Source organism: Cryptosporangium phraense, from assembly GCF_006912135.1.
Lineage (GTDB): Bacteria > Actinomycetota > Actinomycetes > Mycobacteriales > Cryptosporangiaceae > Cryptosporangium > Cryptosporangium phraense.
On the sequence record NZ_VIRS01000022.1, the window covers coordinates 1 to 13006 of the forward strand.

The 13006-nt window shown below is 70.9% G+C and carries 14 protein-coding genes; 8 read left to right on the forward strand and 6 right to left on the reverse strand.

Going from position 1 to position 13006, the window contains the following annotated elements; all coding sequences use genetic code 11:
- Positions 1–1226: 1226 nt before the first annotated feature.
- The 3 genes from FL583_RS27375 to FL583_RS27385 all read left to right on the forward strand — a co-directional run bounded on the left by FL583_RS27375 (position 1227) and on the right by FL583_RS27385 (position 3582).
- A complete protein-coding gene (locus FL583_RS27375; RefSeq protein WP_142707724.1) occupies positions 1227–1688 on the forward strand; it encodes a hypothetical protein in 462 nt (153 codons plus the stop codon).
- Between the two features lie 27 nt (positions 1689–1715).
- A complete protein-coding gene (gene pheA, locus FL583_RS27380; RefSeq protein ID WP_142707725.1) occupies positions 1716–2639 on the forward strand; it encodes a prephenate dehydratase in 924 nt (307 codons plus the stop codon).
- A 196-nt stretch (positions 2640–2835) separates the two neighbouring features.
- The gene (locus FL583_RS27385; protein WP_142707726.1) at positions 2836–3582 is read left to right on the forward strand and encodes an IucA/IucC family C-terminal-domain containing protein; all 747 of its coding nucleotides are present in this window, start codon (positions 2836–2838) and stop codon (positions 3580–3582) included.
- Positions 3583–3634: 52 nt separating this feature from the next.
- Here the strand turns inward: FL583_RS27385 and FL583_RS27390 are convergent, their stop codons facing one another.
- The 3 genes from FL583_RS27390 to FL583_RS27400 all read right to left on the reverse strand — a co-directional run bounded on the left by FL583_RS27390 (position 3635) and on the right by FL583_RS27400 (position 5484).
- Positions 3635–4372: an AIM24 family protein gene (locus FL583_RS27390; protein WP_142707727.1), complete on the reverse strand. Its 738-nt coding sequence runs from the start codon at positions 4370–4372 to the stop codon at positions 3635–3637.
- A 78-nt stretch (positions 4373–4450) separates the two neighbouring features.
- Positions 4451–4786, reverse strand: coding sequence for a metallopeptidase family protein (locus tag FL583_RS27395; protein ID WP_142707818.1), 336 nt, complete (start codon positions 4784–4786; stop codon positions 4451–4453).
- An 11-nt stretch (positions 4787–4797) separates the two neighbouring features.
- The gene (locus tag FL583_RS27400; protein WP_142707728.1) at positions 4798–5484 is read right to left on the reverse strand and encodes a DNA alkylation repair protein; all 687 of its coding nucleotides are present in this window, start codon (positions 5482–5484) and stop codon (positions 4798–4800) included.
- 11 nt (positions 5485–5495) lie between these two features.
- Here FL583_RS27400 and FL583_RS27405 point away from each other — a divergent pair, with 11 nt between their 5' ends.
- On the forward strand, positions 5496–6257 hold the full coding sequence (locus FL583_RS27405; protein WP_142707729.1) for an SDR family NAD(P)-dependent oxidoreductase: 762 nt from the start codon (positions 5496–5498) through the stop codon (positions 6255–6257).
- On the opposite strand, the gene FL583_RS27410 is transcribed toward FL583_RS27405, so the two are convergent.
- A complete protein-coding gene (locus FL583_RS27410) occupies positions 6240–7688 on the reverse strand; it encodes a GuaB1 family IMP dehydrogenase-related protein (RefSeq protein ID WP_240746819.1) in 1449 nt (482 codons plus the stop codon). The genes FL583_RS27405 and FL583_RS27410 overlap by 18 nt on opposite strands.
- A 108-nt stretch (positions 7689–7796) precedes the next feature.
- Here FL583_RS27410 and FL583_RS27415 point away from each other — a divergent pair, with 108 nt between their 5' ends.
- Genes FL583_RS27415 through FL583_RS27430 form a run of 4 tightly spaced genes read left to right on the forward strand, consistent with a single transcriptional unit; the run spans position 7797 to position 11688 of the window.
- Positions 7797–8786, forward strand: a complete 990-nt coding sequence (locus FL583_RS27415; protein ID WP_142707731.1) for a GNAT family N-acetyltransferase — start codon at positions 7797–7799, stop codon at positions 8784–8786.
- 9 nt (positions 8787–8795) lie between these two features.
- Positions 8796–10052 (forward strand): serine--tRNA ligase, encoded by a 1257-nt coding sequence (gene serS, locus FL583_RS27420; protein WP_142707732.1) that lies wholly within the window; start codon positions 8796–8798, stop codon positions 10050–10052.
- Positions 10049–10852 carry an HAD family hydrolase gene (locus tag FL583_RS27425; protein WP_170323887.1) on the forward strand — a complete coding sequence of 268 codons (804 nt, stop codon included), beginning with the start codon at positions 10049–10051 and terminating at the stop codon, positions 10850–10852. The genes serS and FL583_RS27425 overlap by 4 nt, the downstream gene beginning before the upstream one ends.
- A gap of 20 nt (positions 10853–10872) precedes the next feature.
- Positions 10873–11688 carry an HAD family hydrolase gene (locus FL583_RS27430; RefSeq protein ID WP_142707734.1) on the forward strand — a complete coding sequence of 272 codons (816 nt, stop codon included), beginning with the start codon at positions 10873–10875 and terminating at the stop codon, positions 11686–11688.
- A gap of 4 nt (positions 11689–11692) precedes the next feature.
- On the opposite strand, the gene FL583_RS27435 is transcribed toward FL583_RS27430, so the two are convergent.
- Together FL583_RS27435 and FL583_RS27440 are read right to left on the reverse strand one after the other, a co-directional pair.
- The gene (locus tag FL583_RS27435) at positions 11693–12352 is read right to left on the reverse strand and encodes a hypothetical protein (protein ID WP_142707735.1); all 660 of its coding nucleotides are present in this window, start codon (positions 12350–12352) and stop codon (positions 11693–11695) included.
- The gene (locus FL583_RS27440) at positions 12349–12966 is read right to left on the reverse strand and encodes an RNA polymerase sigma factor (RefSeq protein ID WP_142707736.1); all 618 of its coding nucleotides are present in this window, start codon (positions 12964–12966) and stop codon (positions 12349–12351) included. The genes FL583_RS27435 and FL583_RS27440 overlap by 4 nt, the downstream gene beginning before the upstream one ends.
- Between the last annotated feature and the right edge of the window lie 40 nt (positions 12967–13006).

The following is a 13006-nucleotide window of genomic DNA, read 5'->3' on the forward strand; positions in this document are numbered from 1 at the left end:
TACGTGAAGAAGAGGGCCGCTACCCGCACCGGGTAGCGGCCCTTTTCGCATGCCCGGATTCGGTCGGCCGGTTGGGATGCGACCCATGGAATCCGAGGGCCGGCGTGAGCGCAGGTAGGTCGAACGCCAACATCCATAGGCTTTCGCGCCAGCATCGTCACCGACCCTTTGCCGGCGCCGTTGTCTGCACCTCGGGGTCGGCTGCCGCGACCAGGGCCGCTCCAGGCATCTTCTAATCTGCAGCCCCACGGTCACGCGCTCTGTCGGTCAGGAGGCGCTTCGGGACCTCGCGCACTCGACGCGACCGCGCGCAGCGCCACCCGCGGTGCCGCAATCATCAGGCCCTTCACGAGGCCGCCGGATCTCGGTCGAGCATGCGCATCAGCATGCCGCTGGGGCTCGCACCCTCAGGCGGCGAAAGCGGCTCCGCCGATCACCCCGGCGCCGCGCATGTCGACATCGCGGCCCCCGGGGTCGGGGGTGAGGCGACGTGCTGTCTCGCGGCGGGCTGGCAGCAAGAGCCACCTCGCCGTGAAAGGCCGCAGCCGGCCGATGTCCATTCGACTGCTCGCCGGGCAGGCCGGCGATGGCCCGCAGTTCCTGCCGCTACTGGAGGAGGTTGCGCTGCCCCGGCCGGGGCTGGGCCGACCGCGGAAGCGGCGCTCTATCGGTCTCGTCCCGAGCCAGCCCAGATAGATGTCGACGCTGGGGGGAAAGATCCACGCGATGCTGTTTGCGGTCCAGCCGCTCCAAGGGCGGTCTTCCACGACCTCCCATCGCCTAGGGATGTCGCGTCACGGCGCGCCCGTTTGGTCGGCGTCCCGCCGCACTCAAGCCGCATCTCGGCGCTTGCGGAAACCTTGGTGATCAGGGAATCGGGGGAAGGGGCAGTCGGACACCTGGGCTATCAGGACCCATATTTGAACCAGGTTCAGAAGTCACTTCAAGAAATCGATCGCGCCGACCGGGCATTCTCGCGGATTCCGCAATCGATCCAGTCGCCTTCCCGTGAGACGAAATTCGGAACAGGCGCGGCGGATGATCACGCATGGGTTCGATGGGGCGATTCCGTCCCACCTTGCGGGACGACCATCCGAAGTGAGGCAACTCTTTGTCACTCCGCTGCACGCATCCTGTAATGGCGTCTACCCTGGTGGTTAGAGCAGAGAGTTACGCGGGCATCGAATCCGCACCAGGAAATTCTCGGCTGTCGGGAGGAGGGCTGCATGGCCCACATCGACATGACCGTGGCTTCGTCGGAGGTCGGTCCGGACGCGGTGCCGTCGTTACGACTCGTCGACAGCGTCCGGCCCCTTGAAACCTGGCTCCAGGCCGTCGAAGAGGCCGAGGAACCCTGCCTCCTGCTCGACCGGGACGGGGTCGTCGTCGCCGCTTCCTCCAGCTGCCACGCGGCCCTCGGGCTACCGACCGTGGGCGGGAGCCTGGTCGGGCGGGGCCTCCTGGAAGACGTCATCGAGCTCGTCGACTTCAGCGCCTCGCGGCTGCGGCTTCGTCCGGACGAGGTCGAGCGCATTCCTCCGCTGTTCGCTCTCTCCACCGCCTCCCTGGCCCGCGGGCTGATGCGCATCCGGGCCGGCGGGAGCACCTGGACGCTCGACGCGGTGGCGACCCCCCTCCGGGTCGGTGGCGCGGTCCTGGGCTCCCTGACGTTCTTCCATCGCGTCTGAGCTGACGCGGACGGTTAGGCTCCGGGCATGTTGCGCTATGCCTACCTCGGCCCGGCCGGGACGTTTACCGAACAGGCGCTCCGCTCGATCCCCGAGGCAGCCGACGCCGAGTTGCTGCCGATGGTCACGGTCCCCGAGGCGCTGTCGGCCGTCCGCACCGGTACCGCCGACGCGGCCCTGGTTCCGCTCGAGAACTCGGTCGAAGGCGCGGTTCCCCCCACGCTCGACGGGCTGGCCAGCGGCGAGCGGCTGATGATCAACCGGGAGGTCCTGCTCCCGGTCACGTTCAACCTCTACGCCGCTCCGGGCGCCGATCTCGGGTCGATCAAGACCGTCGCGTCGCACCCGCACGGGCTGGCTCAGTGCCGGGGTTGGCTCCGGACGAACGTCCCGGACGCCGAGCTCATCACCTCACCCTCGACCGCCGACGCAGCGGAGGGCGTCGTCCGGGGTGACTGGGACGCGGCCGTGTGTGCTCCGGTCGCCGGGCAGCGGTACGACCTGGCCGAGCTGGCCGTGAACGTCGCCGACAACGCGGCCGCGGTGACGCGGTTCATCCTGGTGACCCGGCCGGCGCCCCCGCCGGCCCGCACCGGGGCCGACGTCACGTCGCTGGTCGCGTTCATCCACCACGACCGCACCGGGGCGCTCCTCGAGGTCCTCACCGAGTTCGCGGTGCGGGACATCAACCTGACCCGGATCGAGTCGCGTCCGATGAAGGAGCGGATCGGGCGGTACTGCTTCTTCCTCGACTGCGACGGGCACATCGAGGACGACCGGGTCGGTGAGGCGCTGATGGGCCTGCGCCGGGTGTGCGAGGACGTCCGGTTCCTCGGCTCGTATCCCCGGGCGAACGCCGACCACGAGGGCGACGGTCGGGCCAAGCCCTCCGACGACGACTTCGCCGACGCCGCCGCCTGGCTCGAGCGCGTCCGCGCCGGCGGCGCCTGAGAGCCACCGGGCCTGAGATCAGCACCAGCTGGGTAGGACCCGATTAGACATGTCCGGCCGGGCGGGGCTGAGTCGCCCGGCCGGACAACACCAAAGATGACAAGCTAGGTTACGGCTCCCCTCGTACCCCAGTCGTTCCCTCTCTGGTGCGGTTAGGCTAACCTAACCCTATGACGAGGTCTAGAGGGGCTGGGCGATGACGCTCCCGCCGTCCACCGCGCGTCGGCCGGCCGCCGATCTCCTCGCCGACCGGAGCGCGCTGCGCGACTGGATCACCCGGTACGGGGAGCAGCACGGCAGCGACCGGTTCCCGGTCGCGTCGGCTCTCGCGTTCAAGGCCTACACCTGGGCGCTCATCGAGGTCGCGATCGGCGCCTGGGTCTCCGAACTCCGGGTGCTCGACGTGTCCTCGTCGCGCGTCGCCGTCTCGATCGATCCGAGCGGTGAGCCCCTCGCCGAATTCCTCGAAGTGCACTTCACGGTTCTGCCCGACGACCCGATGGCCGGGCAGCCCGGCGTCGCGGTCGTCGAGACCGAGGCGGAGCTGCTCGCGGTGCTGCGCCGGACCCTGGTCGAGGAGCACCTGGCCCCGGCCGTCCAGGCCTTCCAGGCTCTCCGGGGTGGTGGGCCGCGTCCGCTGTGGGGGACCGTCGCCCAGTCGATGGGTTACCCGGCCGCGACCGCCGACCCGGCCCTGCTGCCCGATCGCGCGGCCGCGGTGCGGTCGCTGCTCTCGATCCTTCCGGACGGCGTCGCCTCGCTGATCGAGATCGCCGAGCTGGACGACGGGCGCGGGTGGCGTCCGCTGTTGCTGCGTCGGACCTGCTGCTACGCGTACACGCTGCCGGCGTACCAGCAGCCCTGCCTCACCTGCTGCCTGCTCGACGACGCCGGCCGGGACGAGGTCGCCGCCGCCGACCAGGTGTCTTGGCGTCGCTGCTGAGAACAGAACAACGGCGGGCCACCCCCCGAGGGGTGGCCCGCCGTTGTCGTTCCTACTGGAAGAGACCGCCGAGGACGCCACCCTGCTGCTGCTGGTGGCCCCCGCCGCCGCCCGCGCCGAGGCCGGCGGGCATCTCGGACGGCTGGACGACGACGAAGCCCTGGCCGGCGAAGCTCATCGTGAACGCCTCACCGGTCGTGCGGCCGATCAGCGTGCCCAGGCCGAGCTGGTCGGCCCGGTGGTAGCCGGTCTGCAGCGAGGCCGACCAGCACACCGCGGCCTGCGGGTCGGCGTAGGTCGGCTGGTCGACCTTGAGGACGACCGGCGTGCCCTTGCAGGTCACCGCGATGCGGCCCTGACCGGAGAAGACCGTGTTGAATGCGCCCTGGGCGGAGAACATGCCCGCGCCCTGCACCATCTTGATGTCCCACTGCAGCGTCGGCTCGAACGCGAGCACGTTGGCGCCGTTGATCGTCAGGCCGTCGTGCGGGCCCTCGAGGTCGATCAGGTAGATGTCCGCAGCGTTGTCGGCGAGGAACACGTCACCCTGGCCGACCGCCTTCATCAGCGGGACGCCCTCGCCGGTGAGCTTCTGCTTCAGGAACTTGCCCAAACCGCCCGAGCCCTGAGCCTGGAACTGCACGTTTCCCTGGTAGGCGACCATCGAGCCGACGCGAGCGAAGACCTCGCCGCGCAGCTCGACCTTGAGGAGTTTCGAATTCTGCAGACGCAGGCCCGGCTGCGCCGACTCCTGCTCCATGTTCGAGGCGGCGAACAGTTCTGAGCGCATGGTTTTCCCTCCGCGTAACAGTGGCTACAGGGTAGGACCTACGGGCCACAGCAGGTGTGCGGAGTGCACAGCAAATGCTCAGCCCCAGCCCAGTTCGTGGAGCCGCGCATCCGGAATGCCGAAATGATGAGCAATTTCGTGGACGACCGTGATTGCCACTTCGTCGACGACTTCTTGTTCGGACGAACACATTGCGAGCGTCGGGTTACGGAAAATGGTGATCCGATCGGGGAGCACGCCCGAATAGTCCCAGCCGCGGTTGGTCAGCGCGTGTCCCTCGTACAGCCCCAGCAACCCCGGCTCGGGCGGATCGTCCTCGACCAGCACGACGACGTTGCTCATCCGGCGGAGGAGCTCCTCCGGGATCGCGTCCAGGGCATCGCCGACGAGTTCCTCGAACCGCTCCCGGCTCATGACGACCATGTCTACAGATTCTTCATCGCTTCCCGGCGGGAGAGCGGGGAAAGCCGGCTCTCGTGGGCGTCCACGTAGGCCCGGACCCACTCCGGGTCGGTCCAGGCGTACTGGCGCAGCGCCCAGCCGATCGCCTTGCGCAGGAAGAAGCCCTTCTCGGCCAGGTTCGGCTCGATGACGTCGGCGAGCAGGCCGAGGTCGGTGTCGGTCTTGAAGCTGAGCTGGGTCAGGATCGCCGTCCGGCGCAGCCACGGGTCAGGGTCGGTGCTCCAGGCCCGGATGGTCGGCGTGACCCCGTCCCGGTCGGCGTGCAGGATCGGGCCGACGCGACGGTTCGCGATCTCGTCGACGTAGTCCCACCAGGCCCCGTCGACGATCAGCTCGCGGTAGAGCGTCAGCGTCTCCGCGTCCTGGAACGGCTGGTACGCGCGGTGACCGGTGAGGTCGATCGCCGCGTAGCGCTCCTCGCGGTGCGTCGCGTCGTGCCAGAGCGCCAGGACCGCCTGCTCCCAGGCGGCCCGGTCGGGCAGCGGGTGGTCCTTGAAGACCGCCTTCAGCGCCTTCGCCCGCTCGGGTTTTCCGACGCCGAGGTACGGCATCGTCGACTTCATGTACGCCTGCATGGGGGCCGCCTTGTCCGGATCGGCGGCCCCAGCGAGCGCGGTGCGGACCGCGGCGACGAGCTCCTCGACGGGCATAGGGTCGAAGTATGGCTGATCTGACGGTCCTCATCACGGGTGCGACGAACGGCCACGGTCTGGCGCTCGCGCGTTCATTGGCCGCAGACGGTGCGACGGTGATCGTCCATGGGCGGAGCGCGGAGAAAGCGGCCGCGGCCGGCGTCGGCGAAACCGTCGCGGCCGACCTGGGCGACCTGCGAGCCGTCGAGGAGCTCGGGGCCGAGGTGCGTCGGCGGTTCGGAACGCTGGACGTCCTGGTCAACAACGCCGGGATCGGTAGCGGCCCGCGCGGGCAGGGACGGCAGGTCTCGGCCGACGGGATCGAGCTCCGGTTCGCGGTCAACTACCTGGCCGGGGTCGTGCTGACCGCCGCGGTGCGGCCGGGCCGGGTCGTCAACATCGCCTCGCTGGGCCAGGCTCCGCTGGATCCTGCGGATCCGCTGCTCGAACGCTCCTACGGCGGATCGCGCGCCTACGCGCAGAGCAAGCTCGCCCAGATCATGTGGACGTTCGACCTGGCCGCGTCCGGGGTGACCGCCAACGCGATCCATCCCGGTACGTACATGCCGACCGGGATGGTCGCGGAGGCTGGGGTCACGCCGCTCACCGCCCTGGAGGACGGGGTGGCGGCCACGGCCCGCCTGGTGAAGCTGGAGGGGATCAGCGGCAAGTTCTTCGACGGACAGCGCGAGGCGACGGCCGACCCGACCGCCTACGACCCGAAGGCCCGCGAGTACCTGCGCGCGCTGACCGACAAGCTCCTGGCCGACGCCCTACCAGCTCGTGCGTAGCGGGCGGCCCTCGTCGTAGCCGGCCGACGACTGGATACCGACCACGGCCTTCTCGTGCAGCTCCTCCAGGCTGGTCGCGCCCGCGTAGGTGCAGGCCGACCGGAGGCCGGCGACGATCTGGTCGATGACGTCCTCGACGCCCGGCCGCTCGCGGTCGATGTACATCTTCCCCGAGCTGATGCCCTCCTCGAACAGCGCCTTGCGGGCCCGGTCGAACGCCGATTCGGTGCGGGTGCGCTGACGCACGGCCCGCGACGACGCCATGCCGAACGACACCTTGTAGAGCCGTCCGTCGCCGTCCTGCTGCAGGTCGGCGGCGCTCTCGTAGGTGCCGGCCAGCCACGAGCCGACCATCACGTTGGCCGCGCCGGCGGCCAGCGCCAGCGCGATGTCGCGCGGGTGGCGGACGCCGCCGTCGGCCCAGACGTGCCGCCCGAGCCGGCGCGCCTCGGCCGAGCACTCCAGCACGGCGCTGAACTGCGGACGCCCGACGCCGGTCATCATCCGCGTCGTGCACATCGCACCCGGGCCGACGCCGACCTTCACGATGTCGGCCCCGGCCTCGATCAGGTCACGGGTGCCCTCGGCGGTCACGACGTTGCCGGCCACGATCGGCACCGACGGGTCGACGCTGCGGACCGCGCGGACGGCGGCCAGCATCTTCTCCTGGTGCCCGTGGGCGGTGTCGACGACCAGGACGTCCGTTCCGGCCTCGAGCAGCGCGCTCGCCTTGCCGGCGACGTCGCCGTTGATGCCGATCGCGGTGCCGATGCGCAGCCGGCCGTCGGCGTCCAGGGCCGGGGTGTAGAGCGTGCTGCGCAGTGCGCCGGTGCGGGTGATCACGCCGACCAGGCGGCCGTCGGCGTCGACGACCGGGGCCAGCCTGCGACGCGAGTCGTGCAGCGTCCCGTAGGCCTTGTCCATCGGGGTGCCCTCGGTGATCGTCAGCAGCTCGCTGCTCATCACCTCTTCGACCTGGGTGAACCGGTCGACGCCGGAGCAGTCGGCCGGGGTGACGACGCCGACCGGCCGGTCGCCGTCGAGGACGACCGCGGCCTCGTGGGCCCGCTTGTGGATGAGGGCCAGCGCGTCCCCCACCGTGTGGTGCGGGCTGAGCGTCACCGGGGTCTCGTAGACCGGGTTCCGCTGCTTCACCCACTCGACCACGCTCGCGACGACGTCGAGCGGGATGTCCTGCGGGATGACCGTCAGGCCGCCCCGTCGGGCGGTGGTCTCCGCCATCCGGCGGCCCGCGATCGCGGTCATGTTCGCCACGACGAGCGGGATCGTCGTTCCGACGCCGTCGACGGTCGAGAGGTCGACGTCGAGACGGGACCCGACGTCGGAGCGCGCGGGCACCATGAAGACGTCGTTGTAGGTCAGGTCAGCTGTCGGCGTGGTCGGGCCGCCGGAGGCCTGGAGAAAACGCACGTTATTCCATGTTACGCGGGCTGGTTTCGCAGTTCGTGTGATTCACGGCACGGGGACGGGTCATCCTTCTGGAACGATCCGGAAATCCTGGCCCCGCACGATGGCCCTATGACTCTGTGGCAGATCCGAACGGTCGTCGACGACGAGCCGGGCCGGTTGGCCGCGCTCGCGAGCAGCCTGGCCGACCTGTCGGTGAACATCCTGTCCGTGCAGGTGCACCCGGTCGTGGCGGGCGCGGTCGACGACTTCGTCGCGGACGCGCCGGCGTCGCTGACCGCCGAGGACCTGACCGCGGCGGTGGCGGCCGGAGGCGGGCGCCGCGCGGTGGTTCGTCCGGCGGACGTGCACGGGCTGGCCGATCCGCCGACCCGGGCGCTGCAGCTGGCGGCCCGGTTGGTGCGGGATCCCGAGTGCCTGCCGCTCGCGATGTCGGAGCTGTTGGACGGCAGCGCGGTGCAGTGGAAACCGGCTCCGGGAGGCGGTGGTGACCTCGAGCTTCGCGATCCCCGCGGTGGTTCGCTGCACATCGTCCGCATGGATGGACGACTGACGCCGTCGGAGGCGGCTCGGGCGCACGCCCTCGCGGACCTGGCGATGGTCCTCAGCGCGCCGGAGGCGGACGCGGTCCGCTGGCGTCGGCCGGAGGCGGCCGACCTCGGAGCGATCGCCGCGATGCACGACCGGTGCTCGGACTCCTCGCGGTACCGGCGGTACAACTCCGGGATGGCGCGCCCGAGCGCGCGGCAGCTGGCCAAGCTGATCAATCCGCGCCTGGGGGTGTCGCTGGTCGGCGTGGCGCCGGACGGGCAGATCGTCGCGCTCGGGAACCTGATGTGGTGCACGGACGAGGCGACGCCGGCCGAGCTCGGGCTGCTGGTCGAGGACGCGTGGCAGGCGCACGGGCTGGGCACGGCGCTGACCCGACGGCTGCTCGCCGCGGCCGCCGACTCCGAGTGCGAGCAGGTGCACGCGGTCGTGCGGCCCGACAACCAGCCGATGCTGCGACTGCTGGCCGGGCTCGGCCTGCCGCTGCACCGGGCCTGGGACGACGGCATGCTCACGGTGACGGTGGACCTAATGGATTTGGCCCGTCTGTAGGCTTGGCGGGTGATCGATCTTCGCTTCCTCAGGGACAATCCGGACGCCGTTCGCGCTAGCCAGCGTGCCCGGGGCGAGTCGGAATCCCGGGTGGACGACCTGCTGGCCGCGGACGAGGCCCGGCGGGCCGCGGTGGCCAAGGCCGACGCGCTGCGCGGGGAGCAGAAGGCGGTCTCGAACAAGGTCAAGGCGGCTTCGAAGGAGGAGCGGCCCGCGTTGGTGGCCGCGGCTCGGGAGCTGGCGGCGACGGTGAAGGCGGCCGAGGCCGACCAGGCTTCTTCGGATGCCGCACTTCGCGAGGCGCACCTGGCTATTCCGAACGTCGTCGAGGAGGGCGCGCCTCCCGGGGGTGAGGACGACTACGTCGTCGTGCGTGAGGTCGGGACGATTCCTTCGTTGGACGCTCCACTGGACCACCTGGAGCTGGGCGAGAAGCTCGGCGCTATCGACATGGAGCGCGGGAGCAAGGTCAGCGGGTCGCGGTTCTTCTTCCTGACCGGCGTCGGCGCGCTGCTGGAGCTCGCGCTGCTCAACATGGCGATCGCCCAGGCGGTCGAGTACGGCTTCACGCCGGTGATCACGCCGACGCTGGTGAAGCCCGAGATCATGGGTGGCACCGGGTTCCTCGGCGCGCACGCGGACGAGATCTACCGGCTCGAGGCCGACGACCTCTACCTGGTCGGTACGAGCGAGGTGCCGCTGGCCGGCTTCCACTCGGACGAGATCCTCGACCTGTCGGGCGGCGCGAAGCGGTATGCGGGCTGGTCGACGTGTTACCGCCGGGAGGCCGGCTCGTACGGCAAGGACACCCGCGGGATCATTCGCGTCCACCAGTTCGACAAGGTGGAGATGTTCTCCTACACGACGCTGGACCAGGCGCACGAGGAGCACCAGCGTCTGCTCGCGTGGGAGGAGGAGATGTTGGCCAAGGTGGAGATCCCGTACCGGGTGATCGACGTCGCCGCCGGTGATCTCGGGTCGTCGGCCGCGCGGAAGTTCGACTGCGAGGCCTGGGTGCCGACGCAGGGCCGGTACCGCGAGGTCACGTCGACGTCGAACTGCACCGACTTTCAGGCCCGGCGGCTGAACATCCGGCATCGCGGGGCGTCGGGGCGGCCGGAGCCGGTGGCGACGCTGAACGGGACGCTGGCGACCACCCGGTGGATCGTCGCGATCCTGGAGAACCACCAGCAGCCGGACGGGTCGGTGGTGGTGCCGGCCGCGCTGCGCCCGTTCCTCGGCGGCCGGGACGTGCTCGCGCCGTGAGACCTGGTTGGCGTCCCAAGCTCGTTGCGCTCGACCTGGACGGCACCGTCGTGCCGTACGGGCGGGCGGGTACCCGGCCGAGCCTCGCGGTGGCCGCGGCGGTCGGCCGGGTGATCGACGCCGGCGTGCCGGTGGTGGTGGCGACCGGTCGGGCCGTTCCCGACGCTGTGGATACCGCGGTGGCGCTGGGGATCCGAGGCGTCGAGTTGGTGTGTACGAACGGCGCGGTCGTGTACGACGCCGGAACGGCGTCGGTTATCCACAGCGTGACTGTGGACGTGGCGCCGGCGGCCAAGGCGCTCGCCGCCCGGATCCCCGAGGCGGTGTTCGCGGCCGAGCGCGCTCCGGGCGGGTTCGTCGTGACGGATGGGTTCCACCGGGAGTTCACGGTCGGGCGGGAACGGGTCGTCGACCTGGAGACGCTGGTGGCCGAACCGACCGTTCGTCTCGTGTGCGTGGCGCCCGGGTGGGACGTGACGCGGATGGGTGCGGTCGCGGCCGAGGTCCTGGATCCGGCCGAGTACAGCTGGGACCTCGGGTTCTCGGCCTGGCTCGACGTCCAGGCGCCGGGCGTCTCGAAGGCGACCGGCACCGCGATGGTCTGCGCCGACCTGGGCATCGACCCGTCGGACGTGCTGGCGATCGGCGACGGAACGAACGACATCGAGCTGTTCAAGTGGGTCGGCTGGGCGGTGGCGATGGGCCAGGCGCCCGAGGTCGTCCAGTCCTTCGCCGACGAGGTGACCGACCCGGTCGAGCTGGACGGCTGCGCCACGGTGCTGAGCCGGTGGTTCCCGTAAGTTCCGGGTGGCCCGCGCCGATGGGAGCGGGTGTGCTGCCGAGGCTCGTCGCGACCGACCTCGACGGGACGCTGATCCGGTCGGACGGGACGGTGTCTTCGTACACCCACGACGTCCTGCGCCGGGTGCGGTCGTCGGGCGTCGAGGTGGTCGGGGTGACCGGGCGCGGGCCCCGGCTGCGCACGCTCTCGGCCGCCGCGGTGGACGTCTCGCGGTACCTGGTGTGCGCGCAGGGCGGGTTCGTCCTCGACCTGGAGACCGGGGGCGTGCTGAAGGCGACGCGGATCGCCGGTGCGGTCGCCGCGCAGGCGGTTGCGCTGATCGAGGAGCGGGTCGGGCCGGTGCTGGTCACCGTCGAGGCGGAAGAGTCGGATTCGGCGCCGCTGCACGGGGACGCGGGGTTCGCGTGGCCGTATCCGGATCCGTGGGAGCCGCTGGATCGTGCGGCGATGTTCTCGGGTGACCTGCTGAAGCTGTTCGTGCTGGCGCCTGAGCTGGACGTCGACGAGTTCTTCGCGGTGGCTCGGTCGGTGGTGCCGCCTTCGGTGGGGGAGGTGACGTACGCCGGGCAGGGGTTCGTGGAGATCTGTCCGACCGGGGTGACGAAGGCGGCGGGGTTGGCCGTGGTGTGCGACACGCTCGGGGTGGCGGCGGCGGACGTGCTGGCGTTCGGCGACATGCCCAATGACATTCCGATGCTGGAGTGGGCCGGGCGGGGGGTCGCGGTGGCGAATGCCCACCCGTCGTTGAAGGCGGTGGCCGAGGAGGTCGCCCGCTCCAACGACGACGACGGGGTCGCCGGGTACCTCGAGCACCTGCTCGAGGGCGAGGGCTGACCGGTCAGCGCGGCCGGCCGCCGACCATACACGTCGGGCCGGGAGCGGGGAGCAGGTAGAGAGCCCCGTAGGCTCCCCGGCTCTGGTGGCCGAGGGCGTCCATGACGACGACGACCGCGACCTGGCTCGGCGGTATCGCGGCGGGGTCGATCGTCAGCTCGTTCCGGGTCTGCCTGGCGATGCGCCGATCAGGGGTTCCGCGGTCGGCAAAGAAGTAGGCCAACGGCTCCCCTCCGTCCACCCCCGTCAGGACGCCCCACGGAGCGATGGCCGGATCGGTCCCGCCGACGGCCCTCCCGATGCCGGTTCGGGCACCCGGTCGGGCCGGTGCGGTGGCCGAGCACGCCGGCAGCTCGTCGACGCCGATCGCTCGTACCCGACCCGCACCGTGGGCGCGCAGATCACGGTTGAGTGCCTCGGCGTCGGTCAGGTCGTGGAACGTGATCGTGATGGTTCCGTCGGGGTCCTCGGTCAAGGCGTAGGCCGCGCTCGGCGTCAGCCAGGCACTCAGCCCGGCCAGCAACGCGGCGATCACCGTGGTCACGGCGACAGTTGCCACCCCGCGTCGAACGCGGGAGGTCCGGCGCGGGGAGGGCACGTCATCGGCCCGTGTTTCGACGTGGGTGACGAGCTCGGCGAGGAGCGCGTCCTGGAATCGGCTCACTGGTGCTCCTCGGAGTTCGTGAGGGCTGCGCGCAGCGCGGTGCGGCCGCGGTGGAGACGGACGTAGACGAGGCCGGCCCCGACGCCGGTCACCCGGGCGGCCTCGGCCGGGGTCAACCCGTGGACGTCGACGAGTTCAACCACCTGGCGCTGGGACTCGGGTAAGGCCGCGAGCAGGCCGACTGCTCCGGCACCACGCCGCTCGGCGTCGATCCGGGCCTCGAGGTCGGCGACGTCGTCCGGCTCCAGTAACCGCCGTCCGATGATGCGGCCCATCGTTCGGTGGTCGCTGGTGCGGTCGCGGTGGAACCGCCGGAGGCGGTTGTGGGCGATGCCGATCAGCCACGGCAGCGGCCGGCCCCGACGTGGGTCGAACGTGCTCGCGCTCTCGACGGCAGCGAGGAACGTATCTGCGACCAGGTCGGCCACGTCGTGCGGATCGGTGAGCCGCCGGGAGAAATACCGGACGATCTCGTCGTAGTGCGCCCGATAGAACCGCTCCAGTGCGGCCGCGTCGTGCCCGATCCGGCGCGTGTCGACGTCGGGAGGCGGCCCGGCGGAGGCGGCCGGTGGTCGGGCCGGGGGTCGGACCTCGGCCCGGAGCGTGTCGGTCATACCTGTTCTTGCCACCAACGCCGCTCCGTCTTACCGGGCC

Bases quoted from the DNA above. Each gene is read 5' to 3' on its own strand.
- FL583_RS27375 (WP_142707724.1), top strand. From the start codon at position 1,227: ATGGCCCACATCGACATGACCGTGGCTTCGTCGGAGGTCGGTCCGGAC.
- pheA (WP_142707725.1), top strand. From the start codon at position 1,716: ATGTTGCGCTATGCCTACCTCGGCCCGGCCGGGACGTTTACCGAACAG.
- FL583_RS27385 (WP_142707726.1), top strand. From the start codon at position 2,836: ATGACGCTCCCGCCGTCCACCGCGCGTCGGCCGGCCGCCGATCTCCTC.
- FL583_RS27390 (WP_142707727.1), bottom strand. From the start codon at position 4,372: ATGCGCTCAGAACTGTTCGCCGCCTCGAACATGGAGCAGGAGTCGGCG.
- FL583_RS27395 (WP_142707818.1), bottom strand. From the start codon at position 4,786: ATGAGCCGGGAGCGGTTCGAGGAACTCGTCGGCGATGCCCTGGACGCG.
- FL583_RS27400 (WP_142707728.1), bottom strand. From the start codon at position 5,484: ATGCCCGTCGAGGAGCTCGTCGCCGCGGTCCGCACCGCGCTCGCTGGG.
- FL583_RS27405 (WP_142707729.1), top strand. From the start codon at position 5,496: ATGGCTGATCTGACGGTCCTCATCACGGGTGCGACGAACGGCCACGGT.
- FL583_RS27415 (WP_142707731.1), top strand. From the start codon at position 7,797: ATGACTCTGTGGCAGATCCGAACGGTCGTCGACGACGAGCCGGGCCGG.
- FL583_RS27430 (WP_142707734.1), top strand. From the start codon at position 10,873: ATGGGAGCGGGTGTGCTGCCGAGGCTCGTCGCGACCGACCTCGACGGG.
- FL583_RS27440 (WP_142707736.1), bottom strand. From the start codon at position 12,966: ATGACCGACACGCTCCGGGCCGAGGTCCGACCCCCGGCCCGACCACCG.